This is a genomic window from Mesorhizobium sp. P3_B5 (assembly GCF_056402815.1).
The window spans coordinates 166,903-191,984 of the sequence record NZ_JBFUGR010000006.1 but is presented as its reverse complement, the minus strand read 5'-3'; the positions used below and the strand labels follow the sequence as shown (position 1 = coordinate 191,984).

The following is a 25,082-nucleotide window of genomic DNA, read 5'->3' as shown; positions in this document are numbered from 1 at the left end:
AAACGGCCAAAGTTGCCTTATTTTGGAAGGGTTTTATCTTGGTCATTGCATATTAGAGCACACTAGGGCTACATAAGCAGGAGGGTTCGATTGTAGCCCTGATGTAGCCCGGAGGCTCCTATGCCGAAAGTTTCCCTGACGGACTTCAAGGTAAAGAGCCTCAAGAAGGCCGCGCCAGGTAAACGTTATGATGTGATGGACGCCGACGTGCGCGGGCTCGGGATTCGCGTCAATGACAAGGGCGAGCGAACCTTCATCTTTTACAGCCGCTTCCCTGGTAAATCGGCGCCGGAGCGCAGGGTTATCGGCGAATATGTCGAACCTGATGATGCCGGCCACCACCCCGCGATGTCGCTATCAGCCGCCCGCAAGAAGGCTGGCGCATGGCGCGACCTGATAAAGCAAGGGATCGATCCGAAGGCGTTGGYCGATGAGGAACGGGCCGCTGCGGCCAAGGCAGAGGCCCAAAAGCGCGACCGAGCTTTTGAAACCATCCTTGACCGGTTCATCAAAGCCCGGCGCCGGGATGGAATCCGCAAGGCCGACGAGGACGAGCGCGATCTCAACCGCGAATGCTTGCCGAAATGGAAGGGCAGGGACGTCGCCACCCTCACCAATGCCGACATCATGGAGGTGGTCGTGCCGATCTATGCGCGCGGCAAGCAGCGACAGGCGCTCAACATCGCGCAGAAGATCGGAACGTTCTTTGGCTGGTGTGTAGATGACGACCTCATTACCGCGTCGCCATACCGAGCAAAGAAGGTGCGCACCACGATCGGCGAGAAGTCATCAAGGGACCGGGTTCTGACCGATGCCGAGATCAAGGCGCTCTGGAAGGCCACCGATGGCACGGCCAAGGGCCTGGGTGCTGTTGAGTGCGCGTTCTATCGGTTGTTGCTGCTGCAAGGCCAGCGCCTAAACGACATCGCGCAAGCGTCATGGTCCGAAGTCGACTTGGAGCGGAAGACATTGACCGTGCCGGCGGCGCGCTTCAAGTCCGGAAGGGATCATGTCGTGCCGCTGACCGACGAGGCGGTGGAGATCATCGGCAAGTTGCCGAAGTTCAAGAAATGCAATTGGCTCTGCTCGCTCGACGGCGAGGGGCCGGTGACAATCGGCCATAAGGTCAAGCTGCGGATCGATGCCGCTATGCTCGCGGCTCTGCAGAAGGATGACCCCGAGGCAAAACTGCCGGCCTGGGTCAACCACGACATCCGCCGAACGGTCAGAACCCGGTTGTCCGAGCTCGACGTCATGGACGAGGTGGCCGAGGCTGTCATCGGGCATGTGCCTACGGCGCTCGTCAGGACTTACAACCAATCAGACCGGCTCAAGATCAAGCGAGACGCGCTGACGCGATGGGAGGGCGCCCTTGTGGCGCTGACGGGCCGCGAGAAGGCCAGCAATGTCATCCAGATCAAGGCGGCCGGACAATGACTCTCGACTTTAACTATCAATATGATTTCTCAGAGCAGGCCGAACGAGAAATCCTGTCGATGCTGGAAGCTCAAGGGTTTTCGTTGCCTAATGAAAATTGGTTGAGAGACAAGCTTCACGATATCGCAAACCGCTTTCACTGGTCGGCTGAGCGGAGAAAGAAGGACACGCATCAAACCAATGTCGATGGATGGAAAAGGCTCCAGGTAGCGGTGACGTCCACCATCCAGTATTTGGATAGCCAACAGCTTGAGCTATCTAGCGCTACGACGTTCGGCGATGGCGCGCGCCTGCCAGATAGTTGGGACGACGAACCCCCGATCCCCATGTCCGACGAGGAATTAGAGGCGTGCCTCGTTCCTGCAGAATTCACAGCCGGTGACGTCGAGACCGCTAAACGGGTGCTCCACCATCTGCTTGCGAGCGCGGCCGATATGGCCGATGGGATGGAAAAATGGTTGGAAGGCCGCCCTGTGAAAAATGAACAACCGGAAATCGATGGGCTCATAAGAGGCCTGACGCGCCTTTGGTGCATGGCGTTCAAGATACCCGTTGCGCACGTCCGAATTTCTGCCAGTGCCGGCAGCCCGGCAATGAATTTCATCGAAAGGGCGATAATTTTGTTCATGGAGAAAGCGCTATCGAGAGCTTCCATAGAAGCCCGCGTCATCGCCTACAGAGACGAGGCGAAGGCGAGACTGTCCTGATTTGACAGCGCCGAACGCGTGCAAAGCAATGTCCAGCTTTGTTCCCGACAAATTCCCTCAAAGAGGTGTATTTTCCAAGGCGGAAATGCATATGATCGGAAGCCTTCGTTAGCAACGTAAGGCACTCAAATGCAAACTCTGATCGCTTTCAGCGAACTCCCCTCCAAGGGGATCGTCTACTCCCGAAACTACATCGACCGGATGATCAAGGAGGAGCGGTTTCCAAAGCCGGTCTATTTGTCGCCGCGCCGTCGCGCATTTGTCGAATCGGAACTTGATGCGTGGATCAAGACGCGCGTCGACAAGCGGGACGAGGTGGCCCAATGACCGCCCCCGACCTCTCCCCGCCCGAGCACGAGCATTCCGCCGTTATCGAACAGGCGATTGATTTCTACGTGTCGAACTATGGCGCCATAGAGCGGCCGATCGTGCCGGCACTGCAGCGTCGCTTCGGCCTCACGCCTCACCAAGCCGTTGTTGTCATCCGAGAAACCACATTGCGCCGGGCGCGCGCCGCATGACGAAAGACAGCGACCAGCGCGCTTTTACCTCATGGAAGCTCGACATCCTCGACGCCATGTCGGTGGACGAGGACCTGACCGACGCAGAGTTTCGCGTCGCCTTCCGGGTGATGCAGCATATCAACAGCGTGTCGCGGGTTGCGTGGCCTTCCGTCGATCGGCTTGCCGCACAACTGTTTCGATCTAGCGATGCCATAATGGCCGCGACGAAGCGATTGAGTGCTCTCGCTCACAAGGACGGTCGCCCGCGCCTTGCCTGGTTGCGAAAGAGCCGTCCTCATAAGCGAGCGTCCAACGAATACACCTTCGGCGAGGAACGCATGAACATGGTTCTGGACGCCATGCGGATGCGCATGGACGCGCTCGAAAACGAGCAGTTTGAGGTGGCAAACTTACAACCTCAAAAACCGGTTGAGGTGGCAAATGGAGGGGGTGTTGAGGTGGCAAATGCACCCTCTGTTGAGGTGGCAAACTTACAACCTAAACACCTTAAGGGAACTACCTTAGAAGAACACCTTCATTCAAAGGGCTCCGAAGGTTGTGACGTTAGTGCTTACGCGCGAGCCAAAAGGAGGACTGCATGAAGCAGCTTAACCTTCTGGATTGGAACTCGCCTTGCATGGTGATCGCCTTCCCGATGGCGAAGCGTGTCGGCAAGATCCGGCGTGTTGCGGAGATGCTTTCGGCAAAGCGCGGCGCCGCTGCCACAAACTACTGGAAGCAGACGGTTGCGACCTTGGGCGGGCAGATGCAGCGCGCCGGTTTCGATCGAGACACCATCAACCGGGAGCTGCGCGACTTCTACGATGCAGTGCAGCGTGAGCTTTGGCTCCGATCGGGACAGAGCCAGCGACCGGGTGGTGATGTTGCATGACTAAGTGTTTCCGCACCGACACGATTTCCACGGGGAAACACTTATGAGCCGTGGTCCTGGCCGCATCCAACAGGTGGTCGTTGCTCTGATCGAAGACGCCGACGGCGCTTGGACAACGAGGGACATTTGCGGCCGCGTGTATGCCGGCGCCAATCGCATTGAGAAAAAGCACCGGGTCGCAGTATCGCGCGGGCTCCGCACAATTCGCCTGCCTGAAAATTGGTGGGTCGAGAGGTTGGAACGCCAAGGCTCGGAGCACCTGCTGTACAACCGGCTCAGCATTGTAAGCCAGATCACCAAGCGATGGCTCTCCGGCTTCCAGATGCACCCGCGCGAAAAGTTCGTTGAGCACTGGTCGCATCACGTCGATAAGGCACGCGAGGATGTCGAGGAGTGTCGCCGATACTTCGATGCCGATGAGATCGGGCGGATCGAAATACAAATCGCTGATAGGCAGAAAGCCGCCGGCCTAATTCGCGCATTCGGAGCAACCAGCGAATTCAGCACCGAGTACCTGCGCCGTGCCGGAGATGAAATCGCCCGCCTGTCAGAACGCAAAGCCACCTTGGAAGCGGAGCGCTTAAGTGTTTCCGCGCCCTCAGAGTGTGGAGAAGGAAACACTTACGAAGGCAGGGCAGCATGACCGCGTACCGCGCCGCTGCTGTCTGCTGGATTGACCAGGCGCACGGGTGTCGGGCCGAGGCCGTCGAACGCATGCCCGAGGAGCGGTTGTTAGCCGAGCACCAGGCCGCCAATGATCGCGAACAGCTTTACACGTCCTCCCCCGGATACACGAGATCGGCGAGTTCTGCGCCGTGCCGTCTGAGCTTCGCAAGATGACGAGCCAGGAGATCAGCCGCATTTACATAGCGCCGTGCGTCGTCCTCGAACTTGAAGTTGACGAAGTAATTGTCCCTCGGTCTCTGACCTGCTTTGCCCCCGTGTACCGGRCCACCATGAACGATGAGGTTGCGCTCTGTGCTAAGCTTTCGGAGGTTCTTCAAGACCGCGATGAACGCCTTTGACTCGTCATCCAACGGCTTGGTGGAGAGGAGGCTGACGATGAACTCGAGCCGCCGTTCCTCGCCTGCGAAACCCATCAGAATTGCGTCGGCCTTCAGAGGATCGCAATCTAGGATCCGCGAGACCAGATGTCGCAAAAGGTTGCTTATGGCGCCCCAGACCGACACTACGCGCCCGATTTCAAGCAACACGTTGGGGTGCCGCTCAAAGGGCGACGCCAAGCCTTCGTCTTCTTTGAATGAAATCATTGGTCACACCTCCCCGGTTGGTCGTCGAACAAGGCACCGGGTGGGTGGGGCCCGTCAAGAGACCGGTTATTCGGATGCCTAAAGCGGCTGGCACCATACGCTGGGAGCGCCGGGCTGCTCGGCAGCCGGCCGGGGAGAGGGTTAGGCGTCGCGCACCACGGCGAGTATGTCGTGATGGTATTCTGGTCGATGCAACGTCTGGTGCTTCTGCAGATGCGACGAGGGGCAAATGAGCCTCGACCTCGCCGCCGCCTGCTCAGTCGAGATCTGTCGCCTGTTCTACATCGACCGAGGAGTCGTAGCCGTCGATCCAATCGATGTGGGCATCCGTCCCGAACGGATAGGGGTTGTCGTCCCTGTCTATCCCCATGCGGGCCGCGAAGACGCCACCTTGGAAGGCCCTGGAAATAGGCGGTTTGGCGACCTTTGCGGAATGTCTGCCGTAGAACAGCGATCTTCCGAGATCGATCAGTTCGGTCCGGTTCGGAAACGTGAAACAGCCTCAGCGCGGTTGAACTTCACCACTCGAAACATTCGCGCGCTGCAAATGGTTCCAGCCCGATGCGTGACAGGGGTTTTGTTCCGGCGGGGTGTGCATCTCGTGGAGCCTGTAATCCGGCGGTTCAGACCGCACCGGACCGCGATATCGAACTGGCGGCGCAGCCCCTACGAGGTCACGGATCGGCGGCGGCTGCTCAACCACGCGCACGTCCACGTCGACGGCCTTTCGGCTGAGCCAGGCCGGCAAGAGTTCCCGGATAACCGCTCTGAGGTAATCGACCATGGAAAGGCAACGCACGTTGCCATCTGCGGGTTCCGTCGCCTGGCAGCCGACAATGGCAGGCAACCCGTTGGAGGCGCTGCATGACGCTAGCCCAACAGGATCCGCACTTGGTGAGGTTGGTGGCGGAGATCAAAGCGGCTGAGGCCGCACTTGCTGCTAGGCTGGCCGATCTGCACGTCTACATCGGGCAAGGCGACCATAGTGTTCCAACTGCGCCCGCGGCCTCTGCTTTTGTCGAGCCAGAAAGGCGGGCAGACCTCATCGGCAAAGAGTGGATAGAGGTTTCAACGGCGGCGCAACGTTTCGAAATATCGAAGGAAGTCGTTCGGTCGTGGTGCCAACGGAATAAGGATTTCGGCTGGCGTCCAGGCGGTCGGTGGTATGTCTCGATTTCGAAAGTGCAGGCAAAGTTAGGCATCCGATAGCCTGTCGTGTTTGTCGCGTTTGTCGTGTTTCGAGCCCTTCGTCTGTCGTGTTTCGTTCGGCATCTTCGGTGCATGTCCACAGCCCGAGAGATCGAAGTCAGATGAACATTCAAACCATCGTCAAGTCGTTGCGGGGAGGTCAGACGAACACGGCCGACCAGCTTCGGCAGACCCTCGATCAGATCGACATCGAGGGGCTGGAGGCTGCCGCCGAGACGCTGGAAGCCGAACGGCGCCGCGTTCTGCTCGATGGCAGCGACAAGGAACTCGAAGCGATCGAGACCAGGATCGCCGCGGCAAACCGGGATATCGAACGCGCCTATGCTGCCAAGGCCGAACTCGAGAAGCGCCTGGAGGCGGCTATCGCGGCCGCGACCGAGGCCGAGCTCGCCGGAATCTACAACAGCGCGAAGGCCAAGGCCGACGCTGCGGCCAAAATGCTTCGGAAGGAATATCCCGACCTCGGCCGCCGCTTCGTCGACCTGATCCGAGCAGTCGCCGAAGCCGACGTCGCGGTCGAGGAAGCGAACAAGCGCTTGCCCGCTGATGCTGCCCCGCTGTGGCCTGTCGAGGTAACAGTGCGCCGGCGCCCAGGCTCAGAAGAGAAGACGATCAGCGAGAAAGAAGTCCAGCTTTGGTGTCACGCCGGCAGCTGGGATGTCCTGCCAAATGACAGACAGGCCGAAGCCGAGAGACGGGCGGCGGAGGTCAAGGCCGGCGGGCACGTGCCACCGGATGGCGTTATCCACATTCACGGAGGCACCCGAGCGGTGAAGCGCCGCTTCATGCGCCGGACGTATCTGCCCCGGACCAACCCAATCCACTACACGCCGCTGGCCAGTGTCGTGCTGCCCGGTCTCGTCGCTGGCGAGCCTCCCATCTGGGAGCACAGGAACAACAGCACCGACATGCCCAGGCTTGTCCTGGCCAGGATGAGCGACCTCGCGGCCATGAAGCCTATGCCAGCCGATGCTGATCAGGAGCCGGTCACGCAACTGATCGCTGTTGCCGATACGCCGGCAAAGGCCAAGGAAGAACCTGCCACCATCGACATGGCCGAGGAGCCGTGATGATGACGAGTGTTAGCCAAACGCTCGGATTGAATACGCCGACGACCTGGACAGTGGTCGGCGTTGCCCTCGGGATGGTCGAGCGGGTCAGCCACCCGAGGGCGTTACCCCACCCCCTACTAAGGTTCCCCACCTCTGTTTCGCCACGGATACGGGGCCGCGTAGCCCGTGAAGCGAGTGTGTTCCGCGACTTTGAAATCGCAGTTTCACTTTCACACGGGGGCATCTAGTGGAAGACGCCGAAGCCCCTGTGTCGACGGCCTTCTTGGCTGATCTTTTCGCCATCTCGAAGCAGGCAATCGCTCGGCTGGCGGGCGCTGGTGTCTTCCCGAAACTTTCGCGTGGCCGGTTCCCGCTTGGCGAGACTGTTCGAGGCTATCTTGATTTCAAGGTCGCTGGCGAAGCGGCGCGCCGCGGCACCGGCTCGTCGGATCGTGTTCGCGATGCAAGGGCCACCCAGATCGAGATGCGCATCGCCCGCGAAGATCGCGAACTGGTCACGATGGAAGAGGCGACCGCGACGCTGGACGAGATCGCAGGTGCATTCATCACCCTGGTGTCCGGCCTACCGCATCGGATCACGCGCGATCCGCGTGAACGCCAGCGCATCGAAGCGATCATCGACGCCGAACGGCTGAGGCTGTCGGACACGTTCGCGAAAACTGCCAAGAAGTTGAAGGCCGGCCAGGCGCTCGTCGACGCCGACGACGAGGAGGACTGAATGCAGATGCGCCCAGCCCGCATCACCAATTGCCTGACCGTTCCTGTCAGTCCGGTTGAGGCAAAGAGCCGGAGCCTTTCACAGCGGTTGGGTTCCGGCTCACTCCTATTCACCAAAAGGCGCGGTCGCGGGTTCAGAGAGACGTGGCAGCGCCGCGCGGCCAGGATTGATGTTGGTTCCGTCCTGGCCGCACCGTTCAGAAGGATTTGTAACATGATCCCCTCGACCTTCTCCCCAGCATGGCGCGCGGCAATCGAGCGCGGCGATGCCTCACACTTCGAAAGCCAGGCCGATCTCACCGCCTTCTTCCGCGCGACCAGTATGATTGGCGGCTGTTTCCTGGATCTTCCCGAGAGCCAAAGAGACAAGGTCGTCGGCCTGCGGGAGCGTTTCCCTGCGGCCATTGCCGAGGCTAGGACAGAAGCCACGAGAGAACGTGAGGTGGCCGATGTTGCCCCGCGTTTCATCGGCCGGACAAACACTGACCTCATACCAACGCTGGCCGATCTTAAGCCTGAGCTGATCGCGATCGAGGCCGAGATCGGCAAAGTGGCACCGCCTATTCCTAGCGCTAAGGACATCTATGCCCGACGCGCCAAAGCCCGCGGTGCGTGGGACGAGGTAATCGCGGTGCGCAATGCGAAGTTCGACGCCTTCCTGAACCGGAAACCTGGCTGATGCAGAGCGTCGAAGGGGTCCTGGGAAATTCTTGGTTCTGGATACGGATCGGCTACGCGCACAGTGTCCCTAGCCACAGACTTGCAAAACTTGTGCATGAACAAACGCAATTACGACGGTTTCTTGCGTATGCAAGGCTTTGAGCCGCAAATCTGTGCAAATGCGAGTTGCTGAAAATGACGCTGATGTCCCCAACTGAATATGCTCACACAATCGGCGTCTCGCCGTCGACAGTCAGCCGCGCGATTGCCAAGGGTCGCATTCCGACGGTGACAACGGCCGATGGTAAGAAACTGGTCGACCGGCAAACTGCCGACTCGGCAAGGCGACGGGACAGCAACATACAAGGCGGACATGGCGGCCGACCAGATCGCGCCATCCGGAAGGCTTCGCTTTGGAAGGCGCAGAGCGGGAACGGTTACGATCCCCAAGTGCTAGCCGCCCTCAGTGTCATGGTTGCCGAGTGGCCAAAACTTATGCGCGAAGCGATGGAGATTCTCGGCGCCGACGAGATGAACCAGGCGCGCGCGGTGTTGGCGCTGGAGGACCTTACCGCGACGCTGGCGTGCGCGGTGCATCAAGATATCAACCGGGCGCGCATTCACGATTATCGCATCCCGCTTCCTGACAGGCCCATTCTAGCGTGGTCCGCCGAGGTGCAAGCCTTCGTCGAGCGTGTTGGTGACGATGGCAGCGGCGGGCAGTGGACAAGCGACGACGACGAGGGCCTGCCAGGCGGCACGGAATGGGCTGATCGCTCGATGTCGGCGTGCTGGTCGGCGAAGCCCTGAGAACACAAGAAGGATTGTTGTTGAAATGGCCGGCAAAAAAACGATTTCACAAAGAATTAGCCTGGAGGGCGGTGCGGAGATCATCGCCCAACTCAAGGCAATGGGCAGCGCAGGCGAGAAGGCGCTCGAACAGATTGCCGCCGCTGCCCGCAAGGCCGACCTGGACAAGTTCGGCGCCAGCTTGGGCAAAGTCGGTTCCGATCTCGCTACAGTCGGCCGTCGGTTTGCGCTGATCGGCGCCGGGCTGGCGGCTTGGAGCCACGGCTGCCGGCGCGGCACTGTTCGGCTTGGCAAAATCCAGCGGCGAACAGGCCGACCAGGCGGGCAAATCGGCAGAGAAAACGGGCCTGCAGGTCGAGGCTTACGGCAAGCTCGCCTTCGCCCTGGCCGCTGGCGTCGTGCTGGCGATGACGTGGCCCTTTTGAGCTAGGCAACAGCATGGTGGCATCGGCGGGCTAAGTGGAGCGTCTGGCCATGGGAGTTGGCAGAATTGTGAGATCATCCACCTTGATGATTGTGGGTTTACCATCAAACAAGGCGGCGCCATCCTTTCTGCTCAAAAGATAGATGAATGGCGTCGTATGGAAACTATTATCAACTGAGAACAAGTAGCCGACATATCCGGCAATGAAACCGGATTGTGTAGACGAGATGGGACCTTCCTCGGGCAGTGTGAGGAAACCAACATTCTGATCTGGCAGGATTTGGCCCGGAAAAATTGTCGTGCCGACGTTTCGGAGCGCCCGCTCCGTTCCACCGGAAAACAGCACAGCTTCGCCGATTTGTTCAAACGTGAAGAACTTTGTGTAGGGAAAGACATACTCTGCCGGAGAGTTTCCGAAGTTTCTCAATTCGAAAGAAAGCGTCCCAGTAACGCTCGTCTCACTGATGTTGAGAGACCCGCCCATTTTTACGCTGACTATCCCCGTCCAGGGTCGCCTGCTTGCGATAAATTCCTCGCGTCCGGCCCGCCACAGTTTATCGGTGGATTTCCAGAGAGTGGCAGTGAAAGCAGCGATGACAATCGTAGCCAGCGCGGTAATAAGCCCGTCGTTTTTGTCGACAGTTTCTTTGATCTTAATGAGGTAGAAAAGCGCAAGGTTATAGGGAGCGCAGTGTTCCTCACCGCCCTTTGTCTGCTCGCATATTATTTCTTGAAACCCGGAGGTCCAGGCGGCGACTAGGAGCACGGCCAAAAACAAAAAAGGCGCAGATATTATGCGCGCCAGAGTAGGTTTGTGCATGCCCAAGCCCCCGAAAGCCTAGATGATCTTGTAGTGTTGTTACGCTCTCTCGACCAGCGGCAGCAAGTGCAGCCAGAAAGAAATTGCGCTGGCAGGGTTGCGCGCAAGCCGGTAGCCAAAGGGCGCTCGCCAGGGCGCTTGGGGCGCTTCGGCGGCATAGGACAGCGGCCGGCGGGAACGCGCGCTGTGGCAAGGCTGTTTGTAGATTTCAACCCTTGTAACCGGTCGGCAGAGCGGCCACTGCATCTCGGTAGCGTTGTCCCACTGCCGTCGTATATATCCCTTTGTTGAACAGCCCATCCCAGAGGAAAAAGCAGGCCACCAGGGCAATCACTACGAGTATTGGACGCAATAGTTACACCTCCGGATAGGGCGACAGATGTCGCGCGATTTCATCGTGGTACCTTTCTTTGTCGAAGGTCCGCTTTGATCTGTCCCATCGGAGGTCGCGCGAGCAGGCTATGACAGTCAGAAAATGTTCATGATGTGGCACCGTCTTCGGGCGCGTCGCTGGCATTGCCCAGCATGCAGCTCGTCTTGGATAAGATTCAGCCTGTCCATTCCCAAGCGCCTCTCCGGGTGGTTTGACCTCGATGTGTAGCCCGAGGCGGCTACCCGACGTGAACTCGAAAATTAAAAGGATATCCGTCTCGATTCCGGTTCCAATCCGGCACGGACAGTTGGAGTCCTTGCCGCAAAAACAGTTGAACCAGAACGGGTTCTTTATGTTGGGGCTTCTTAGTTTTCGATGCTCCTCCACAAGAGCGCGAGCTTCGAATGCACCAGCCTCATATGGCGTGTCCCGCATAAACCACTCGCGAAAATCGCCGCGGTCGATCAAGGCGTTTGCAATCGGCCGGGCATACTTGAGTTCGGAAGCCGAGTACGGAGCCATGTCAGACCCTGCCATCGATATCGGCGCAGATCCAAGCAGCTGAAGCAAACTGGTGCAGATTGATGATTGCGTGCCACTTGCTCTTTTGCACCGTCCCAGAGAACTGTGCGCAGTCCTGTAAGGAGAGACTCGATCGCGCCTTCATGTGAGGCACCTGATCTGAAGCAGGGAAGGAATAGTCGCGGTGATGCAGGATCTTGTTGCAACTTTCCCGGAAATGTAGCGGTGTGGGCTCTCGCCCATCGGTGGAAAGCCACCCAACATCTCTTTCGGCGAGCCGACGCCATTCGTCACTTCTCATCTCTGATGTATATTTTTCAAATACCAGGTTCCGGATCATCCCAGCTGTGGCCAGTAGCCTTTTCAGCAGCATACTCTCGATGCTGGTCTGGCAATCGTCCAAAAAGTTATCGACCTCTGGATTTCTATTGATTGCCTGTTCTGCGTTCTGGAGCGCGAGAACCAGGCATGAGATGAGGAAAGCATCCTCGATGATGCTTGAGACGACAACCGGATTGCTCTCCATCACCTATCGCCTCGCTCTGCGCCAGCCTGCGGCTCGCGCCTCGTCTTCGCTGCAGAACCAGCGTTCGCCGTATTCCGGCCGGATGATGGTCTGTGAATAATATCTTTGGCCTGGCACGTGATAGATGTGCTCACCGCTGTCGATGCTGATGTTACCCTTTATTGTGCAGCCACCCGAAAGTAGGGATGACGGGTCGGGTACGCTCTCTATCCGTTCGGCAGGGATGAACTTCGCTAGCACGTCGAGGCTGCCTGGGTTCATCGTGAAGAAGGCCGCCACGGGAACCATCACCAGTGCGAAAAGGTATTGAGGCCGCCACCGGCTCCGACGACGCTTTTTCCTTGCGTTCTTGCGCCACCGGTCAGCCTGGTCGGCGCCAATATTCAGCTGCAGATGGCTTTTGCCCACATCCCCTCACTCCCCGAGGAAAGAATGCTTCCAAAGCGGCAGTGAGTCCAGAGAGGTTAGCTACGGCTAATGGGTAGCTCTGCTCCGGCCATTCTTTTGCGCATATTGGTCGATACGAACGGCCGATGGACATCTCGATGAAGCGCGCGACTGTTTCATGCCTATTGATCCTTGCCTTCAACGCTGACACAGCGAAGGCTACCGACAACACGGTTGGGCAGGGGGTCATCATTCGCGAGCCCTGGACTGCTGATGCCTTCATCGATGGATTCACAAGGGAGATCGTAGATCTGCCGTTCATCAGGGCATACGCTTACGCCGAAGCGATCGACAGGTATTGCTTTCCTGAGAAGCCTAGTGTGGGCTTCATCTTGAGGGAGACAGCTCGCTCTCAGGATTCATTCACGCCGGGAACGCTCGCGAGCGCTGAGCGTGATGCAGCAGACCATCTCCGAGGCGAGTATCTGGCTTGCGCTCCGGCTACGAAATTCGTCGAGCGAACGGTCGCTCAAATACCAGAACTGGCAAACAAGTTCACACTACTGATGAGTCAACTCGCCCACGCCAAGGAATTGAAAGCTGCTGGTCATTGACGCTCCGTGCCTCTCGGCCGGCGGTACCGTCTCGCAGGAGAGCATCGCTGAAATGCGTCGACAGATGGCTCTTGCTGGGTGCGGCATGGTCGATAGAAGCGCAGACCGCTTTCATTTAGGCCCATTGAGGTAGGCCTTCGCCATACCTAATTCAGGCTTTCCTCCCTCGTAAATGTCCTTCCACCAAGGCGGATCGCCAGCAGGCCGGGTCGGAATTCCCGGACCTTTCCTGCGCCCATGGCAGTGTCGAAATTGCGCCCCGCTTCCGCACTGACATTTGGATCCTCGACGGAACATTGGAGGCGCTTGAAAAATAGGCAAATCGCTGGCCCAGACCTTTGCGTCCTTGATTATCATCCCCTCGGAAATGAATGTCGGCGAGAAGACTGCGGTCTCTTTTAGAGTGTGATGCTGGTAGTCCGCGCCTTCAAACGCGCGTATAATTACAGACGAAAAATCGGGACCAATCGCGCCGATTAGGGCTTTCTGGCCCCTGCGCACGGGGATGGCGGCTGCCTCTTCTTCCAATCGTTCGGCGGCTAGCCTCATCCGCTCGACCGCCAGTTCCCTCAAAACGAGGAGCGGCTTATCCTTCTCCAGAAAGGACCCGATTATGTCTACATCTGTGTTTCGGATGCCCTCCTCCGATCCCCACACCCCGAAAGCTTTGCCGCGAAGCACCTTGACCTCGTATCGATAGGTGCCCTTCGGGAATACTCCCTTGGGGTCGCCCACCGGGGCGTTTTCGATAATTCCCAAAAAAGGAATTGCGACGGCACGCCCGAGGATATCCGTTTGAAAACCGAACCCGCTAATAACTACGGTGAGATTCTTGTTTTTGTCGCTGAGTGCTCTGAAATTGGGGTGCTTGGTCGACTGCTCGTTCAAAGCGCCACATAGACGGCTGGTGAACTCATCCGACCTGAGGCCTAGTTGGACCAGCTTTTCGGTCTCTTCCTCGAGGAAAAGCTGAGTGTTCCATCGACTCGCCTGTGCGAGACCCGTGAAAGCAACATGGCATTTGAAATGATGGTTCGCGACAAAGATCGCTTTGTTGAAATCGTCGTCGGCCAATTGGCCATTTGCCGTAAGCCGGCGATCGGACGCTATGATCCATTCCGAGCTCGACTTTGTTAGCAGCGCGAAAATCAATGTCATTTGCGAACCCAATTAGGTGCCGCTCATGAGCAGTTCAACCCCCCAGTTTTTGGGTTTTGGGAACAATTTAAGCGCAAGCTAATTGAATCGCCGGGCGTGGGTCAGTGCATGCGTTTGAAGTTCGTCGAGCCGTTGATGCCAACCCTCGTGGAGAAGCCTCCAGAGGGCGACGGCTGGATTCACGAAGTCAAATTCGACGGGTACCGCTCGCAGATGATTATCTGCGATCAAGGAACGCGCATTTTTACCCGGCGCGGCCTCGACTGGACGTCCAAGTATCGCGACCTGGCGGCCGCTGGCGCATCGCTTGGTGTTGAGAGCGCGATCATCGACGGCGAGATCATCGTTCTCAACGACAAGGGCCTGTCCGATTTCGCGGCCCTGCGCAAAGCCATCACCCGCCGCCAGCATGACCTCTATTTCGTCGCCTTCGATCTCCTGCACCTCAATGGTCACGATCTGCGCGTCATGCCGCTGGAGGACCGGCGCGAGATCCTGGCCGAGATGATCCCGAAAGGCGGTCGCATCCAATTTAGCGAAGCGCTGCCCGGCACTGGCGCAGCGGTGTTTCACCTCGTCGACCAGGCCGGGCTTGAGGGGATGGTGTCAAAGCGGAAGGACAGCAAATATCGCAGCGGCCCATCGACCAACTGGCTGAAGGCGAAGTGCTATGCGATTGACGAGTTCGATCTGCTCGGCGTCGAGCGAGAAGCGGGAAAACCGGCATTCGCCCTGATGGCAGAGCGCGGCACCGGGCGCTATGTTGGCTCGGCTTTCATCACCTTGAACCGGGAATTGCGCGAACGGCTCTGGAAGTGTGTCCAGGACCATGCAGGGACGGCGCCCAAGGGCATGAAGCGGCCGGCGACGCAATGGGTCAAGCCGGGCCTTGTCGCCACCGTGAAGCACCTGCGCGGCGAGGAAGACCTGCGCCACGCCTCGCTGCAGGATTTCAGGGAAGAGGATTGATTGACCCTTACTTGTGCTTCTCGACGAATGCTTTGCATGGGAGTGATAGCTGATCGATCATGCTTTGAAGATCACATTGGCCGATCGGTTTCCCTGGGCAAAGACGTTTGTAGTCGTTTCTGCACTCTTTGCCTTGGAAGCTTTTGAAGGCTTTTGCTTCAGCCATGCTGCTCGAAAGCATTCCTGAGCACGCTAACATCACGCCTAACCACAGATGCTTCCCCATCAGGCCTGTCCCCTTGTTGCTTCAAAATATCGGCTCAATAGATTAGGATACGCTAATGAGTACAGCGCTGCAAGTTGGCGCTTCCACACTGTAAGACAGCGGCCGGCAGAAACGCGCGCTGGTGAGGCTGCTTATGCGCTCTGTGGCTTGTCGAAGCGAAGTCGGCTAGACGAGTAGGTTAGGCGGATCGATACGGTCCTCCAATCCAAGAGGGATTACATGACAGGTTTGCTTGCAGGGCGCTTGATCGCGATCATAGCGGTGGCTTGGTCAACAAGCGCCATGGCAGAGGATGATCCCTGCTTTTCCAAGGCTGACATCTGTGCGTATGCCAAGGAAGTGCAGGCCACGCTGGCGCCGTCGCTGCCAATGGTTGTGAGCTCGAACATCACGTTGAGGAACGTCGCTGCCGTCGGTCCGAGGATCGTCTTTGGTGCAATGTGGGCGCAGACCAATGCGGAAGTGGAAGCCAGGATACTCGATGCCGGCGTGTCACGGGACGTATACGTGCAGAAGATGTACGAAATTACTCGAAACTATGTATGCAACGCCGAGGCAATGGCGGCCTTCGTCGGCGACGGCGGAGAGGTTCAATACGTCTACATGACCCGAGACAACTTCCCGGTTGCAAGCCCGCTTGTGGCGGCTTGCCGCTGACAAAAGCCGCCCCCCCGCACGAGGGCGGTGTAGGCGAAAAACATCACTCGACCCCTTGCTGGCCCGCACGGCGCAAGGAATTATAGTCCTCGTTGCGGCGACCCTCAAACGGAGTTCGCCATGCCCCAGAAAACCCTCGCCGACACCCTAGCCACCCGCGAAAGCCTCTATGTCAATTGCGGGCATCCGATGTGCTGCAAGTCGACAAAGCTCGATGTCCAGGCGCTAGTCGACAGGCTCGGTGCCGAGCATGGATCGATGCATTGGGATCTGGTCGGGCTCTTCGGCTGCACCAGATGCAAAGCTGCCGGCCGCGACCGTCGGCCCGTGTTCTTCACGTTCATTCCCGACTACGCAGGTGACCAAGAGCGCAGAAACCGCGATTGGAAGCCGACCTTCGATAGAGCAAAACTGTAGCGCAAAAGCAGCGCCAGACGGCCCAGCGGCTTGGTTGCTAGGGGGACTGGCAGCGGAAGGCCGCTGGGCCTGACCGGCAGCGGCCTTGAGGACGGGCGCGCGGCCGGCTGGCTAATATATATACCTTTGCTAATATAATTGGGGCTTATCAGTACGAACGATGGAAGCAGCAAAAGGTGGAGCACGAGCCTGCCACAACCTACATCGTAAGCGTTTTCGAGAAACCGCATTGGCGCAGGTTGCTGACCACGAAGGACAAGGCGCAGGCAGAGGCGCTTGAACGGGCCATGATTTCAGGACGGGGTCAAGGCGCAGATCGAGGAGATCACGCCGAAGGTGAAGGGGCGCTAGCTCAACAGCAGATAGGCGCCCAGCACGGCCATTCAGGAGCGAAGGCGGCCATGCCGACCATATCGCGCCACCGGCAAGCTTTCGACCCCGAAGCGGATCTCGTAGCCGGTTGTCCCTGGTGGAATGAGGCCAAGGCCTGAGCGCCGAACGCCCTTCTTCCAAAAAGGGAAGAGGGGCGGTCGCACATCAATAATCGCCGTTATAGTAGCGATCGTCACAGGGCGCGGTGTAGATGCGGCCGTAGCGGTCCTGGTAGCGGCAAAGCTGCTCGCCACGCCGCTGCGGCGTGGTCGACTGGCCGATGACGGCACCGAGCAACGCGCCGCCGGCGGCACCGACCACAGTGCTTTCCGTGTTGCCGCCTAGTGCCTGACCGGCAAGGGCTCCGACACCGCCGCCGATGAGCGCACCGGTGGTCGCCCTCTGCTGCTGTTCGGTCTGGGTCGCGCAACCTGCCAGCGCGGCAGTCATGAGAATGGCGGCAATGGCCTTCTTGATGATCATCTTGGAACTCCTTTGAGGCCCCAAACGCGGTTTGAGGCGAATGGTTGCCTGTTGCTGTCTCATTGCGGCCAAACGGCGGCGCGGCCGCTCACGAAATGAGACATGGTTTCTCGACCCTTGAGGCCAGACTTCAGAAGGAAGTGGAGCTGTTCGCAGCTCAAAGAGGTCAGCAAGCGCTACCATTCGACATAAACTGTCCAGCTATTGCTAATCAGATTGCAGGTCGCCGCTCCGCAAATTGTCACCCTCTGACAACGCGAGGTCCCATGGCCAAAGCCCCAGCAGCCCACCCCGTTCCGCCCAGGCTTCGCGCAGCGCAATATCTGCGCATGTCGACGGACCACCAGACCTACTCGATCGACAACCAGAAGGACGCCATACGCGACTATACGGAGATCATGGGCTACGAGATTGTCGCCACTTACGAGGACGCCGGGCGCAGTGGTCTCAACCTCGGGGGCCGCCCCGGCCTTCAGCAGTTGCTAGCCGATGTCGAGAGCGGGAGAGCCGATTTCGAGACGGTCGTGGTTTACGATGTCAGCCGCTGGGGACGGTTCCAGAATATCGATGAGAGCGCCGCCTACGAGTACCGGTGCCAGATGGCCGGCGTCCGGATCGAATTTTGCGCCGAGCAGTTCGCAAACGACGGCAGTATCGGATCCGATGTGCTCAAGGCCATCAAGCGCAGCATGGCGGCCGAGCATAGCCGCATGCTGTCGCAGAAAGTGTTCATAGGCCAGGTAAGGCTGATCCGTATGGGGTTTCGCCAGGGCGGAAAGGCCGGGCTTGGCCTGCGACGCTTGCTTGTCGACCGACAGGGGCGTCCAAAAGGCATTCTTTCGTCCCACGAATACAAGAGCCTGCAGACGGACCGAATAGTTCTGGTCCCCGGGCCGCCGGACGAGATCGCGACCGTGAGATGGATTTTCGAGCACTTTGTCAAAACACGGAAGACAGAGCTTCAGATCGCAAGACTGCTAAACAAGCGCGGCGTGCTGACCGACCGTAGGCGTCCATGGACCCGGGAGTCGATGCACTCGGTGCTGACCAACGAAAATTACGTCGGCAACAGCGTTTGGAACAAGAGCTCGACCAGGCTCAAAGGCAATCATGTCAGCAATCCCCCGGAACAGTGGGTGCGGGCGGAAAACGTCTTGGAGCCGATCGTGGACCGCAAGCTGTTTAACCGAGCGCAGGGTATCCTCAAAACTATCTATCGCCACATGACAAACGACGAGATGTTGGCGGCCCTCAAGGCGCTCCTGGCCCGTCGCGGCGCCTTGTCCGCCTCTATTGTGGACGCCGCACCCGACTGCCCTCCGTCCACACGCTACCACTCGCGTTTCGGAAGCATCGTCAAAGCCTATGAACTGATCGGATACCAGCCACCCAAGAGTTGCCGCTTCATCCATGTGAACCGGCGCCTGGAAACGATGAGGCAGGAGGCGATCGAGGATCTCCTGGCCGCGGTTGAAAAGCACGGCGCGCTTGCGATCCATGACACCGAGACGGACCTCGTGCGGATTAACCGTGAGTTCACTGTGGCGATCGCAGTGGGACGCTGCAGGGTTTCCGGCCTCGGCTATCCGCGCTGGTTTTCGAAGGCTGATCTTCAGCTGCTGCCGGACATTTTTGTCCTGATCAGGATGAATCCCGGCGACCTCACCGTTCGGGACTACCTGATTGCCCCCGCGCGTGAGTTCGCAGCCAAACGGGAACTGCTAGCCAACAACGGAGCGCGTCTGGATTCATATCTGTTTCCCACGTTCGAGCCGCTTATTGCCTTGGCCGAGCGGGTATCCGTCGAGGGCGCAATATGAATGTAAAGCGCCTGAGCCGTGAAGCCGCTTATGAGGCTCTCCTGCACAGCGAACGCAGAAATGCTGGGCGTTTTGCGCCTAACCAGCAAGGGCCAACGATGCGTCGGTTCGGCCCCCGGCTCCTCAAAACCTATGACGCGGAGTGCAGACGCAAGCGTGCCTTCATTGAAGAATCTCAAGAACTGGAACAGAGCCTGGACAATATCGCCGTGGCGGTTCGCCTGATGACAGGCGACAGGCAGTTCCGCATGCTGCTGGCATCCGAAGGCCTTGCGACGATGCCAAATGCATTAGCAAAGAGAATCCAAGGCCCGCCGCCCGCACGGGACTTACCTCAACCCGCCTCTGTCGTGAGCGCCCCCTTGCTTCCCGCCGGCGAGGTTTGCCCGGAAGTTCTCGATCTGCTGCAGGACTGCACTGGGCCCGCGAAGCTTTTCGCTTTGCTGCGGCTGGTCGTTCCGGCCAGGCAAATTGAGATTGCGCGGCTGATGGTTGCCATGGAGCGGGTCAGGTTCAACTACGTGAAGATGCTCGTCGCTCTCACGCCACGGCCGCTACTAGTCAAGGATATCGATCCGCGAAAGCAAATCGCCGGTCTTTCCGAAGACCAGCTAATGGAGATGGAGCCAGAGTTAGCCAAGCTTAGCCTGGCATTTCTAAGCGCGGTCGAACGACGTGGGCCCGCGAGCCTGGCGCTGGTCGCGGCCAGCCGCTATTTTGACCGGCTAATGGATAATTCCAAGGTGGTGCGATATCTGGCGCGCAATTTTCCTGGCCATTTTGAAGAGTTTCACAATTTGTCGGTGCCTTTCCTCAAATAAGTGACGGCGCGTTGAACAGCAGGAAGTCGAGGGGCGGCGCTATCCCACCATGTCGCGCTGCCTGTAGCGCCAGACCGGGCTGGCGAGCATCGCAGCGGTGATGGCGGCGATGTACAGCGGAACGAAGGTCACCTAACCAAGGACAGAAATGTGACGCCGCCAATTACGAGGCACACGATAGATGCAGTTACGACGATGATACCTGCCCACCGGAACATCGATCCCAGCCGGGCCAGCGGATCGACTTCGGTGTGTCACGTACAAATGGCTGCTCCCACCCCATATTCCTCCGCAGCATACGATTCCGAAAAGCAAATCTGACCGAAGTAAGCCAAACCTGGTGCAACCACGGTCAAGAGGAGGCTCGCGAACAGCCAATAAAGCACGGTGTTGAAGGCAATCAACGCCTCCGGATGCGCCGCCAATCGCGCATAGTTTGCGCTATAGAAACCCAGAGCAGCCGCCACGCCGCCTGCAGCTACGAGCGCAGGCGCTCGCATTGCGCCGTTCGAAAACGACAGTACCTGGGAGCTGGTATTTGCAATCATCGCACGCCTCGCGTCGTGGGCGCGCTCAGCGGCACGGACTCGCAGATCGAATTGCTTATCAGTCTCTGGGGTTTGTTGCTTGTCACCAGTCAACGGAGCTCTCCATTGGGACGACCGAGAAGCTGTTCCATGCCAATCGGGATCTGAAGACAACCACGCCAGGTCGAACCGTCGAGACCATCGCTCGAATGCCGGAGAGCGGGAGTTCACAGAGAGGCCCCAAAATCACCTCTGCCAGGGAAAGATCCGGGCCGAAATCCTTGAAGAAAAGACCACCCTCTCTCACGACAGTGTTGAGGGGAATCAACATTCGGGTTTCCTGCTCATATTCCCAGTGCCGAAACTTTGTCTGCGACAATTTCTTGAGAAGATCCTCCGACGCTGAAGGCGGTCCAGATGCACCGGGACGAGACTCGAGGACTCGCTCGTCGGCATAATCAACGTTAAGCAACGTGTTCCGATCGACATTGAACCCGAGACAAACGCCGCGGTGCTTCGCTGCGTAGTGGCTCCATAGCGTCGGCGAAATCCAATTCTTGCTGAAGCAGAGCAGCCCGGTCGATTGATCGTACTGCTCCCGCAGTGACCGGGTGAAGCTACGCACCTGGGGGTCGCTATTTCTAAGGGCTAGAAGTTCGAAAGGGTCATTGAGGTCCGAAAACCTCGAAACCTTCAGCCGCCCCAGTGCGATATTGCTGATCGCAAATTCGGACGACGTCAGATAGTAGGCGCGGAGAAGATCTGGGCTAGGCGGCGTCACCACTTCTGCGCTGCCCATATGCCGATCATAGCCTGCAGTCACCCATCGGGCGCGATATTCCTTTTGCATCATAATCGAGCGTCCCCCTCTTTGAGGAACTCTGCAAAGCTTTGCCCCCGCAAGGGCGTGCTTGACGATTTCAGCGAATGGGCGGCAAAGCGCTCGACCAGGCGGGCGACCGGCTTTCTCACTCGATCAGCATCCTGGCCAATACCTGTGTAAGCAGGCGTTTGCCCATAGGAATGTCATCAACCTGAATGACCATAGGAAGGCCTAATTCTCTTGCGGCTTGCAAGGCGCCCGTCAGTTCCCTCGCCAACCTCAAAACCTTCAGCGCCGCTTCTGTTTGTTGTGCTTCATCGGGAGGTAGGCCACCCCGGCCGACTTCTTTGGCTTCATCCATGACGCGCTGCTCGAAATCTTCCGTCATTTCCTCAACCTCACTCCGGCGGCGCCGTCTTCTCGGGGGGATGAAATCTTGCCCTGTTATTGATGTCGGCGTCTCAGGCGCTCGCTCGCAATCGCGTCACGATCCATCGCCCAAGCTTGGCCATGTTTCGCCAGGACGCCAATTCACGTTCGATTATTTCTGCAACGGCTGCCGCCGGTGCTCCATTGTAAACACCATCCTTTTCGAGCAGCATGAATAGTTTCAATCGAAAGCTGCAACTTTGCATCTTTGGCCCGCTGCCGAGAGGTCGCGGGCTTTTTGCCCCTTAAGCGGCTCCGTCGTATTCCTTAAGAAGGCCTTCGAGTTCCGCCTTCGTACGCTTGTGGTCTGACAGAAGGTTGGCCGTCAAGTCGCTGTCAATTTTGCCATCGCGCATGGAGTAATACCGACCCCGTCCGCTCTCAAGCTGCTCGATCGATCTCGTCACGCTTCCCAGCTCTTTTCTCATCCAGGCGATGTGGTTTTCCCGCATTTCGTCGGTCATAGATTAGATCCTTGTAGAGTTCCGACGGAAACGGATCCATCGCAAGTGAACGCCGGCTTGCTCACGGTGGCGGCTAACCCAGCAGACCGCTTAGAAATGGTAGCAGCTCAACGAGCTTAGTAATTGCATGCGTCGCTATCTGCCCAAGTGCGGTCTCGGCAAAAACTGTCGTCACAAACGTTATCCCGACCACGAGCGCGGCGACAGGTCGCTCGCGGATTGTCTTGGCTGACAAAAGGGTGCGAAGCGCGCCTATTTCTCTTTCGACACGTTCCTTTGCTACTGGTTCGACTTGATTCGATCCACGTACGGCCTCTTCGAGGTCAGCCAGCGCTTGGTCCGCCTCCTGGTAGGTCGGGGAGTTGTGATCTAGTAGAACCACACGGTCTGACGCCGGGATTCGAACCGAAGGCGGCTCATTTTCAGTTTCAGCATCGTCCGGTAGATCGTCGTAACGTCTTTCTATGTACCGGCGAAACTCGTCCTCAAATGGGTCAAATTGCTGGGAACGCAGATCTTCCCACTCCTTTTGATATCGAGAATTCGTATCTGGGAAGTATTCTCCCGCAAACGCCTCAAGATCGATGGTTTGATCTCCCAAGCGACGGAACAACCCAAGGTAATAACCTAGCCGCTTTTCACGAGATCCAGGCTCCTTGATAACCCCAGCACCGATTGCGTTCCGCGGGCCTGGAATAAGGATTGTGCCCTCCACACTGGACCATGGCATTCGCCCCTCAAGCCATCTGACGTGCTTACTGGCCGCGAAGTCGTCGTCTATAAACGTAATCAGTTGGCTAATGCGAGTCGCGGCAAAGCGATATTCGGCGTCGCGCACTCGCCGGGCCAAAGAATCGTATCCATCAAGGAAATTGCTTAGCAAAAGGCTGGCGTCCCCAGATGTAGCCCCGGACGTAGCCCAGAGGCTCTGTTGCACAAAACCTAAAGAAACGAATTTATCAGCTAAGCGCTTGAAAAGATTTGGCTCCCCGGGCCGGATTCGAACCAGCGACCAACCGGTTAACAGCCGGTTGCTCTACCACTGAGCTACCGGGGAACAGAGCTCTCATGTGAGTGGCGCAGCCTATAGCTGCCCTTTTCGGCTTTGCAAAGCAGCATTTCGCATTTTTTCGCGGCTTTTTCGCCCGGCGGTTTCTCGCAATCGTCGACTGCTGCCCTCATATTAGCCGTCTTGGCAGGGGCACGGAACCGAAAAGGCGATTGCAGCCTTACCCGCAGATGACTTTTATTCCTTGGGAAACGGATCAACTTTCGACATGACTGCAGCAGGCGACAACCAGGCACCGCCGCGGAAAATCACGGTGTTCGGCCGTGAGTTCACCATGCCGCGTTCGCGTGGCCTCCGAATCGCGATCGGCGTCGTGCTGGTCTTCTTCGGCATTCTCGGCTTCCTGCCGATCCTGGGCTTCTGGATGATCCCGCTCGGCCTGCTGGTGCTTTCCTACGAGTTCGCCCTGGTGCGCCGCCAGCGGCGCCGGTTCGTCGTATGGTGGGAGCGGCGGCGGCGGCCGAACTGAGAGTTTAGTGGCCCGAGCGCTTTTCCAGGCCCTCGCAGATTTCCTTGAGAACAGCCGCGACTGAAGCCAGGCGCGCGCGATCGTGCGGCGAAAGGCGGCTCGCGCCTTCGATGCTGAGGCGGTCGATGGCGTGACGCGCAAGCTCCTCGCATCGCAGCAGCGCCAATCTGCGCGATGCGGTCGTTTCCCGGTCTGCCACGGCCCGACGCATGGCGGCTCCCTCCTGTTTACCTAACGCAAGATTGCGGTTTCGAGTTTCTCAGCAACCGCAGACCATGCCTTGCATGTTTAACAATTGCCTAAAGTGGCGGTCGCGGCCGGCGCGGTGACAATTCGAGACACGGAATGCGCCGTGGCCGCTTGACGGCATTTTCGCCGCAACCTATTGGAACCGGGTGGAACGCCGGGAGCAACGAGGCCTCGTGGCGGAGTGGTTACGCAGAGGACTGCAAATCCTTGCACCCCGGTTCGATTCCGGGCGAGGCCTCCAAATGCCCGAGCTCCCGCGCGTCAGCGCCGGGAGCTTGAAGTTCCGGTCGAAATGAACCGCGGTCTTGGCGCGGCAAGCGGATTGGTTGGGACATGAGCGCTGATTTCTCCGAACGCCGGGTGAAGATGGTCGACGGCCAGGTGCGCACCACCGATGTGACCAACGCGCCGCTGCTGGACGCCATGCTTTCGGTGCCGCGCGAGGCCTTTGTCGGCGCCGGCCAACGCGATCTCGCCTATATCGACGAAGACATCCGCATATCCGACGGCGCCGATGGTGGCGGTGCGCGCTACCTGATGGAGGCTTCGCCGCTTGCCAAGCTGCTGCAGTTGGCCGAAATCGACGCCAGCGATTCGGCGCTCGATGTCGGCTGCGGCACCGGTTATTCCACCGCTCTGCTGTCGCGGCTGGCAAGGTCCGTGGTCGGGCTGGAGAGCGACCCGGCGCTGGCGGAAGCCGCCGGAGCGACGCTTTCGGCGCAGGGCTGCGACAACGCAACCGTGGTCACCGGGCCGCTGCCGCAAGGTTATGCCGCCAAGGCGCCGTACAATGTGATTCTCATTGGCGGCAGCGTCGAGGACGTGCCGGCGGCGCTGCTTGACCAACTCGCCGAAGGTGGCCGTCTGGTCGCCGTAGAGGGGCAGGGCAATGCGGGCGTGGCCCGGCTGTTTTTCAAAAATGGGGGGGTTGTAACCGGAAGACGCGCATTTAATGCGGCAATTAAGCCACTACCTGGATTTGAACGTGTTCGCGCGTTCGAATTCTGAGTGATTTTGCCTTGCAGCAAAAGCGCTGTCATGTTCGCTTGCATTTGAACCATCGTTGCTGATTTGCATCACCGGGCATTCCGGGGGGCTATCGGCGGGGGAACGATAGATGATAAATGCGCGGCGCCGGCTGATCGTATGAGAGGCTGGTGTGGCGCAGTTCCCATGCAAAACGA

34 protein-coding genes and 2 tRNA genes are annotated in these 25,082 nt (G+C 58.5%); 23 read left to right on the top strand and 13 right to left on the bottom strand.

Going from position 1 to position 25,082, the window contains the following annotated elements:
* Positions 1–120 precede the first annotated feature (120 nt).
* The 7 genes from AC1DVW_RS17530 (at position 121) to AC1DVW_RS17500 (ending at position 4,182) form a co-directional block, all read left to right on the top strand.
* The gene (locus AC1DVW_RS17530) at positions 121–1,437 is read left to right on the top strand and encodes a tyrosine-type recombinase/integrase (protein ID WP_477324663.1); all 1,317 of its coding nucleotides are present in this window, start codon (positions 121–123) and stop codon (positions 1,435–1,437) included.
* On the top strand, positions 1,434–2,144 hold the full coding sequence (locus tag AC1DVW_RS17525) for a hypothetical protein (RefSeq protein WP_477324661.1): 711 nt from the start codon (positions 1,434–1,436) through the stop codon (positions 2,142–2,144). Before AC1DVW_RS17530 ends, AC1DVW_RS17525 begins: the two co-directional genes overlap by 4 nt.
* Positions 2,145–2,273: 129 nt before the next feature.
* Positions 2,274–2,471 (top strand): helix-turn-helix transcriptional regulator, encoded by a 198-nt coding sequence (locus AC1DVW_RS17520; RefSeq protein ID WP_477324659.1) that lies wholly within the window; start codon positions 2,274–2,276, stop codon positions 2,469–2,471.
* Entirely contained in the window at positions 2,468–2,665 is a 198-nt protein-coding gene (locus AC1DVW_RS17515) for a hypothetical protein (RefSeq protein WP_477324657.1), read from the top strand. The genes AC1DVW_RS17520 and AC1DVW_RS17515 overlap by 4 nt, the downstream gene beginning before the upstream one ends.
* A complete protein-coding gene (locus AC1DVW_RS17510) occupies positions 2,662–3,249 on the top strand; it encodes a hypothetical protein (RefSeq protein ID WP_477324655.1) in 588 nt (195 codons plus the stop codon). The genes AC1DVW_RS17515 and AC1DVW_RS17510 overlap by 4 nt, the downstream gene beginning before the upstream one ends.
* On the top strand, positions 3,246–3,539 hold the full coding sequence (locus tag AC1DVW_RS17505) for a DUF6074 family protein (protein WP_477324653.1): 294 nt from the start codon (positions 3,246–3,248) through the stop codon (positions 3,537–3,539). Before AC1DVW_RS17510 ends, AC1DVW_RS17505 begins: the two co-directional genes overlap by 4 nt.
* A 43-nt stretch (positions 3,540–3,582) precedes the next feature.
* On the top strand, positions 3,583–4,182 hold the full coding sequence (locus AC1DVW_RS17500; RefSeq protein ID WP_477324651.1) for a hypothetical protein: 600 nt from the start codon (positions 3,583–3,585) through the stop codon (positions 4,180–4,182).
* 127 nt (positions 4,183–4,309) lie between these two features.
* On the opposite strand, the gene AC1DVW_RS17495 is transcribed toward AC1DVW_RS17500, so the two are convergent.
* Positions 4,310–4,810 (bottom strand): hypothetical protein, encoded by a 501-nt coding sequence (locus AC1DVW_RS17495; RefSeq protein WP_477324649.1) that lies wholly within the window; start codon positions 4,808–4,810, stop codon positions 4,310–4,312.
* Between the two features lie 229 nt (positions 4,811–5,039).
* Between AC1DVW_RS17495 and AC1DVW_RS17490 the strand changes: the two genes are divergently transcribed.
* The 7 genes from AC1DVW_RS17490 (at position 5,040) to AC1DVW_RS17460 (ending at position 9,709) form a co-directional block, all read left to right on the top strand.
* Positions 5,040–5,678 carry a hypothetical protein gene (locus AC1DVW_RS17490; RefSeq protein ID WP_477324647.1) on the top strand — a complete coding sequence of 213 codons (639 nt, stop codon included), beginning with the start codon at positions 5,040–5,042 and terminating at the stop codon, positions 5,676–5,678.
* On the top strand, positions 5,675–6,019 hold the full coding sequence (locus AC1DVW_RS17485; protein WP_477324645.1) for a hypothetical protein: 345 nt from the start codon (positions 5,675–5,677) through the stop codon (positions 6,017–6,019). The genes AC1DVW_RS17490 and AC1DVW_RS17485 overlap by 4 nt, the downstream gene beginning before the upstream one ends.
* A 101-nt stretch (positions 6,020–6,120) precedes the next feature.
* The gene (locus AC1DVW_RS17480; RefSeq protein WP_477324643.1) at positions 6,121–7,089 is read left to right on the top strand and encodes a hypothetical protein; all 969 of its coding nucleotides are present in this window, start codon (positions 6,121–6,123) and stop codon (positions 7,087–7,089) included.
* A 265-nt stretch (positions 7,090–7,354) separates the two neighbouring features.
* Entirely contained in the window at positions 7,355–7,810 is a 456-nt protein-coding gene (locus tag AC1DVW_RS17475; RefSeq protein ID WP_477324641.1) for a hypothetical protein, read from the top strand.
* Positions 7,811–8,023: 213 nt separating this feature from the next.
* Positions 8,024–8,488: a hypothetical protein gene (locus AC1DVW_RS17470; protein WP_477324639.1), complete on the top strand. Its 465-nt coding sequence runs from the start codon at positions 8,024–8,026 to the stop codon at positions 8,486–8,488.
* A 176-nt stretch (positions 8,489–8,664) separates the two neighbouring features.
* A complete protein-coding gene (locus AC1DVW_RS17465; RefSeq protein WP_477324637.1) occupies positions 8,665–9,279 on the top strand; it encodes a hypothetical protein in 615 nt (204 codons plus the stop codon).
* 25 nt (positions 9,280–9,304) lie between these two features.
* Positions 9,305–9,709, top strand: a complete 405-nt coding sequence (locus AC1DVW_RS17460; protein ID WP_477324635.1) for a hypothetical protein — start codon at positions 9,305–9,307, stop codon at positions 9,707–9,709.
* 25 nt (positions 9,710–9,734) lie between these two features.
* Here the strand turns inward: AC1DVW_RS17460 and AC1DVW_RS17455 are convergent, their stop codons facing one another.
* The 3 genes from AC1DVW_RS17455 to AC1DVW_RS17445 all read right to left on the bottom strand — a co-directional run bounded on the left by AC1DVW_RS17455 (position 9,735) and on the right by AC1DVW_RS17445 (position 12,352).
* A complete protein-coding gene (locus AC1DVW_RS17455; protein WP_477324634.1) occupies positions 9,735–10,523 on the bottom strand; it encodes a hypothetical protein in 789 nt (262 codons plus the stop codon).
* Positions 10,524–11,419: 896 nt separating this feature from the next.
* On the bottom strand, positions 11,420–11,944 hold the full coding sequence (locus tag AC1DVW_RS17450; protein WP_477324633.1) for a hypothetical protein: 525 nt from the start codon (positions 11,942–11,944) through the stop codon (positions 11,420–11,422).
* 3 nt (positions 11,945–11,947) lie between these two features.
* Entirely contained in the window at positions 11,948–12,352 is a 405-nt protein-coding gene (locus tag AC1DVW_RS17445; protein WP_477324631.1) for a sunset domain-containing protein, read from the bottom strand.
* Positions 12,353–12,477: 125 nt separating this feature from the next.
* Here AC1DVW_RS17445 and AC1DVW_RS17440 point away from each other — a divergent pair, with 125 nt between their 5' ends.
* Positions 12,478–12,945 (top strand): hypothetical protein, encoded by a 468-nt coding sequence (locus tag AC1DVW_RS17440; RefSeq protein WP_477324629.1) that lies wholly within the window; start codon positions 12,478–12,480, stop codon positions 12,943–12,945.
* Positions 12,946–13,056: 111 nt separating this feature from the next.
* On the opposite strand, the gene AC1DVW_RS17435 is transcribed toward AC1DVW_RS17440, so the two are convergent.
* The gene (locus tag AC1DVW_RS17435) at positions 13,057–14,103 is read right to left on the bottom strand and encodes a hypothetical protein (protein WP_477324627.1); all 1,047 of its coding nucleotides are present in this window, start codon (positions 14,101–14,103) and stop codon (positions 13,057–13,059) included.
* A gap of 108 nt (positions 14,104–14,211) precedes the next feature.
* Between AC1DVW_RS17435 and AC1DVW_RS17430 the strand changes: the two genes are divergently transcribed.
* From AC1DVW_RS17430 to AC1DVW_RS17420, 3 genes are all read left to right on the top strand, one after another.
* A complete protein-coding gene (locus tag AC1DVW_RS17430; RefSeq protein WP_477324625.1) occupies positions 14,212–15,072 on the top strand; it encodes an ATP-dependent DNA ligase in 861 nt (286 codons plus the stop codon).
* A gap of 445 nt (positions 15,073–15,517) precedes the next feature.
* Positions 15,518–15,955 carry a hypothetical protein gene (locus AC1DVW_RS17425; protein ID WP_477324623.1) on the top strand — a complete coding sequence of 146 codons (438 nt, stop codon included), beginning with the start codon at positions 15,518–15,520 and terminating at the stop codon, positions 15,953–15,955.
* A 120-nt stretch (positions 15,956–16,075) separates the two neighbouring features.
* Positions 16,076–16,372 (top strand): hypothetical protein, encoded by a 297-nt coding sequence (locus AC1DVW_RS17420; RefSeq protein WP_477324621.1) that lies wholly within the window; start codon positions 16,076–16,078, stop codon positions 16,370–16,372.
* A gap of 537 nt (positions 16,373–16,909) precedes the next feature.
* Here AC1DVW_RS17420 and AC1DVW_RS17415 read toward each other — a convergent pair.
* The gene (locus tag AC1DVW_RS17415; RefSeq protein ID WP_477324620.1) at positions 16,910–17,227 is read right to left on the bottom strand and encodes a YMGG-like glycine zipper-containing protein; all 318 of its coding nucleotides are present in this window, start codon (positions 17,225–17,227) and stop codon (positions 16,910–16,912) included.
* Between the two features lie 266 nt (positions 17,228–17,493).
* On the opposite strand from AC1DVW_RS17415, the gene AC1DVW_RS17410 reads away from it, so the two are divergent.
* Together AC1DVW_RS17410 and AC1DVW_RS17405 are read left to right on the top strand one after the other, a co-directional pair.
* The gene (locus tag AC1DVW_RS17410; RefSeq protein WP_477324618.1) at positions 17,494–19,047 is read left to right on the top strand and encodes a recombinase family protein; all 1,554 of its coding nucleotides are present in this window, start codon (positions 17,494–17,496) and stop codon (positions 19,045–19,047) included.
* Positions 19,044–19,868 carry a plasmid partitioning protein RepB C-terminal domain-containing protein gene (locus AC1DVW_RS17405; protein WP_477324616.1) on the top strand — a complete coding sequence of 275 codons (825 nt, stop codon included), beginning with the start codon at positions 19,044–19,046 and terminating at the stop codon, positions 19,866–19,868. The genes AC1DVW_RS17410 and AC1DVW_RS17405 overlap by 4 nt, the downstream gene beginning before the upstream one ends.
* Positions 19,869–20,122: 254 nt before the next feature.
* Here AC1DVW_RS17405 and AC1DVW_RS17400 read toward each other — a convergent pair whose 3' ends face one another.
* From AC1DVW_RS17400 to AC1DVW_RS17375, 6 genes are all read right to left on the bottom strand, one after another.
* The gene (locus AC1DVW_RS17400; protein WP_477324614.1) at positions 20,123–20,509 is read right to left on the bottom strand and encodes a hypothetical protein; all 387 of its coding nucleotides are present in this window, start codon (positions 20,507–20,509) and stop codon (positions 20,123–20,125) included.
* Positions 20,499–21,248: a DUF2971 domain-containing protein gene (locus AC1DVW_RS17395; RefSeq protein WP_477324612.1), complete on the bottom strand. Its 750-nt coding sequence runs from the start codon at positions 21,246–21,248 to the stop codon at positions 20,499–20,501. Before AC1DVW_RS17395 ends, AC1DVW_RS17400 begins: the two co-directional genes overlap by 11 nt.
* 115 nt (positions 21,249–21,363) lie before the next feature.
* A complete protein-coding gene (locus AC1DVW_RS17390) occupies positions 21,364–21,606 on the bottom strand; it encodes a hypothetical protein (protein WP_477324610.1) in 243 nt (80 codons plus the stop codon).
* Between the two features lie 286 nt (positions 21,607–21,892).
* Positions 21,893–22,111: a hypothetical protein gene (locus AC1DVW_RS17385; RefSeq protein ID WP_477324608.1), complete on the bottom strand. Its 219-nt coding sequence runs from the start codon at positions 22,109–22,111 to the stop codon at positions 21,893–21,895.
* Between the two features lie 73 nt (positions 22,112–22,184).
* A complete protein-coding gene (locus tag AC1DVW_RS17380) occupies positions 22,185–22,949 on the bottom strand; it encodes a hypothetical protein (RefSeq protein ID WP_477324606.1) in 765 nt (254 codons plus the stop codon).
* A gap of 144 nt (positions 22,950–23,093) precedes the next feature.
* Positions 23,094–23,168, bottom strand: a tRNA-Asn gene (locus tag AC1DVW_RS17375).
* 220 nt (positions 23,169–23,388) lie between these two features.
* Between AC1DVW_RS17375 and AC1DVW_RS17370 the strand changes: the two genes are divergently transcribed.
* A complete protein-coding gene (locus tag AC1DVW_RS17370) occupies positions 23,389–23,649 on the top strand; it encodes a hypothetical protein (RefSeq protein ID WP_477324604.1) in 261 nt (86 codons plus the stop codon).
* Between the two features lie 4 nt (positions 23,650–23,653).
* On the opposite strand, the gene AC1DVW_RS17365 is transcribed toward AC1DVW_RS17370, so the two are convergent.
* Positions 23,654–23,860: a hypothetical protein gene (locus tag AC1DVW_RS17365; protein ID WP_477269978.1), complete on the bottom strand. Its 207-nt coding sequence runs from the start codon at positions 23,858–23,860 to the stop codon at positions 23,654–23,656.
* Between the two features lie 205 nt (positions 23,861–24,065).
* Between AC1DVW_RS17365 and AC1DVW_RS17360 the strand changes: the two genes are divergently transcribed.
* Both AC1DVW_RS17360 and AC1DVW_RS17355 read left to right on the top strand, forming a co-directional pair.
* Positions 24,066–24,139: transfer RNA gene (locus tag AC1DVW_RS17360), tRNA-Cys, on the top strand.
* A 92-nt stretch (positions 24,140–24,231) separates the two neighbouring features.
* On the top strand, positions 24,232–24,906 hold the full coding sequence (locus tag AC1DVW_RS17355) for a protein-L-isoaspartate O-methyltransferase family protein (RefSeq protein ID WP_477324602.1): 675 nt from the start codon (positions 24,232–24,234) through the stop codon (positions 24,904–24,906).
* The last annotated feature ends 176 nt before the right edge of the window (positions 24,907–25,082 follow it).

Coding starts and splice junctions, on each gene's coding strand:
- AC1DVW_RS17525 (WP_477324661.1), top strand. CDS start 1,434: ATGACTCTCGACTTTAACTATCAATATGATTTCTCAGAGCAGGCCGAA.
- AC1DVW_RS17520 (WP_477324659.1), top strand. CDS start 2,274: ATGCAAACTCTGATCGCTTTCAGCGAACTCCCCTCCAAGGGGATCGTC.
- AC1DVW_RS17515 (WP_477324657.1), top strand. CDS start 2,468: ATGACCGCCCCCGACCTCTCCCCGCCCGAGCACGAGCATTCCGCCGTT.
- AC1DVW_RS17510 (WP_477324655.1), top strand. CDS start 2,662: ATGACGAAAGACAGCGACCAGCGCGCTTTTACCTCATGGAAGCTCGAC.
- AC1DVW_RS17505 (WP_477324653.1), top strand. CDS start 3,246: ATGAAGCAGCTTAACCTTCTGGATTGGAACTCGCCTTGCATGGTGATC.
- AC1DVW_RS17500 (WP_477324651.1), top strand. CDS start 3,583: ATGAGCCGTGGTCCTGGCCGCATCCAACAGGTGGTCGTTGCTCTGATC.
- AC1DVW_RS17490 (WP_477324647.1), top strand. CDS start 5,040: ATGAGCCTCGACCTCGCCGCCGCCTGCTCAGTCGAGATCTGTCGCCTG.
- AC1DVW_RS17485 (WP_477324645.1), top strand. CDS start 5,675: ATGACGCTAGCCCAACAGGATCCGCACTTGGTGAGGTTGGTGGCGGAG.
- AC1DVW_RS17480 (WP_477324643.1), top strand. CDS start 6,121: ATGAACATTCAAACCATCGTCAAGTCGTTGCGGGGAGGTCAGACGAAC.
- AC1DVW_RS17470 (WP_477324639.1), top strand. CDS start 8,024: ATGATCCCCTCGACCTTCTCCCCAGCATGGCGCGCGGCAATCGAGCGC.
- AC1DVW_RS17465 (WP_477324637.1), top strand. CDS start 8,665: ATGACGCTGATGTCCCCAACTGAATATGCTCACACAATCGGCGTCTCG.
- AC1DVW_RS17460 (WP_477324635.1), top strand. CDS start 9,305: ATGGCCGGCAAAAAAACGATTTCACAAAGAATTAGCCTGGAGGGCGGT.
- AC1DVW_RS17455 (WP_477324634.1), bottom strand. CDS start 10,523: ATGCACAAACCTACTCTGGCGCGCATAATATCTGCGCCTTTTTTGTTT.
- AC1DVW_RS17450 (WP_477324633.1), bottom strand. CDS start 11,944: ATGGAGAGCAATCCGGTTGTCGTCTCAAGCATCATCGAGGATGCTTTC.
- AC1DVW_RS17440 (WP_477324629.1), top strand. CDS start 12,478: ATGGACATCTCGATGAAGCGCGCGACTGTTTCATGCCTATTGATCCTT.
- AC1DVW_RS17435 (WP_477324627.1), bottom strand. CDS start 14,103: ATGACATTGATTTTCGCGCTGCTAACAAAGTCGAGCTCGGAATGGATC.
- AC1DVW_RS17430 (WP_477324625.1), top strand. CDS start 14,212: ATGCGTTTGAAGTTCGTCGAGCCGTTGATGCCAACCCTCGTGGAGAAG.
- AC1DVW_RS17425 (WP_477324623.1), top strand. CDS start 15,518: ATGACAGGTTTGCTTGCAGGGCGCTTGATCGCGATCATAGCGGTGGCT.
- AC1DVW_RS17420 (WP_477324621.1), top strand. CDS start 16,076: ATGCCCCAGAAAACCCTCGCCGACACCCTAGCCACCCGCGAAAGCCTC.
- AC1DVW_RS17415 (WP_477324620.1), bottom strand. CDS start 17,227: ATGATCATCAAGAAGGCCATTGCCGCCATTCTCATGACTGCCGCGCTG.
- AC1DVW_RS17410 (WP_477324618.1), top strand. CDS start 17,494: ATGGCCAAAGCCCCAGCAGCCCACCCCGTTCCGCCCAGGCTTCGCGCA.
- AC1DVW_RS17405 (WP_477324616.1), top strand. CDS start 19,044: ATGAATGTAAAGCGCCTGAGCCGTGAAGCCGCTTATGAGGCTCTCCTG.
- AC1DVW_RS17395 (WP_477324612.1), bottom strand. CDS start 21,248: ATGATGCAAAAGGAATATCGCGCCCGATGGGTGACTGCAGGCTATGAT.
- AC1DVW_RS17390 (WP_477324610.1), bottom strand. CDS start 21,606: ATGACGGAAGATTTCGAGCAGCGCGTCATGGATGAAGCCAAAGAAGTC.
- AC1DVW_RS17385 (WP_477324608.1), bottom strand. CDS start 22,111: ATGACCGACGAAATGCGGGAAAACCACATCGCCTGGATGAGAAAAGAG.
- AC1DVW_RS17370 (WP_477324604.1), top strand. CDS start 23,389: ATGACTGCAGCAGGCGACAACCAGGCACCGCCGCGGAAAATCACGGTG.
- AC1DVW_RS17365 (WP_477269978.1), bottom strand. CDS start 23,860: ATGCGTCGGGCCGTGGCAGACCGGGAAACGACCGCATCGCGCAGATTG.
- AC1DVW_RS17355 (WP_477324602.1), top strand. CDS start 24,232: ATGAGCGCTGATTTCTCCGAACGCCGGGTGAAGATGGTCGACGGCCAG.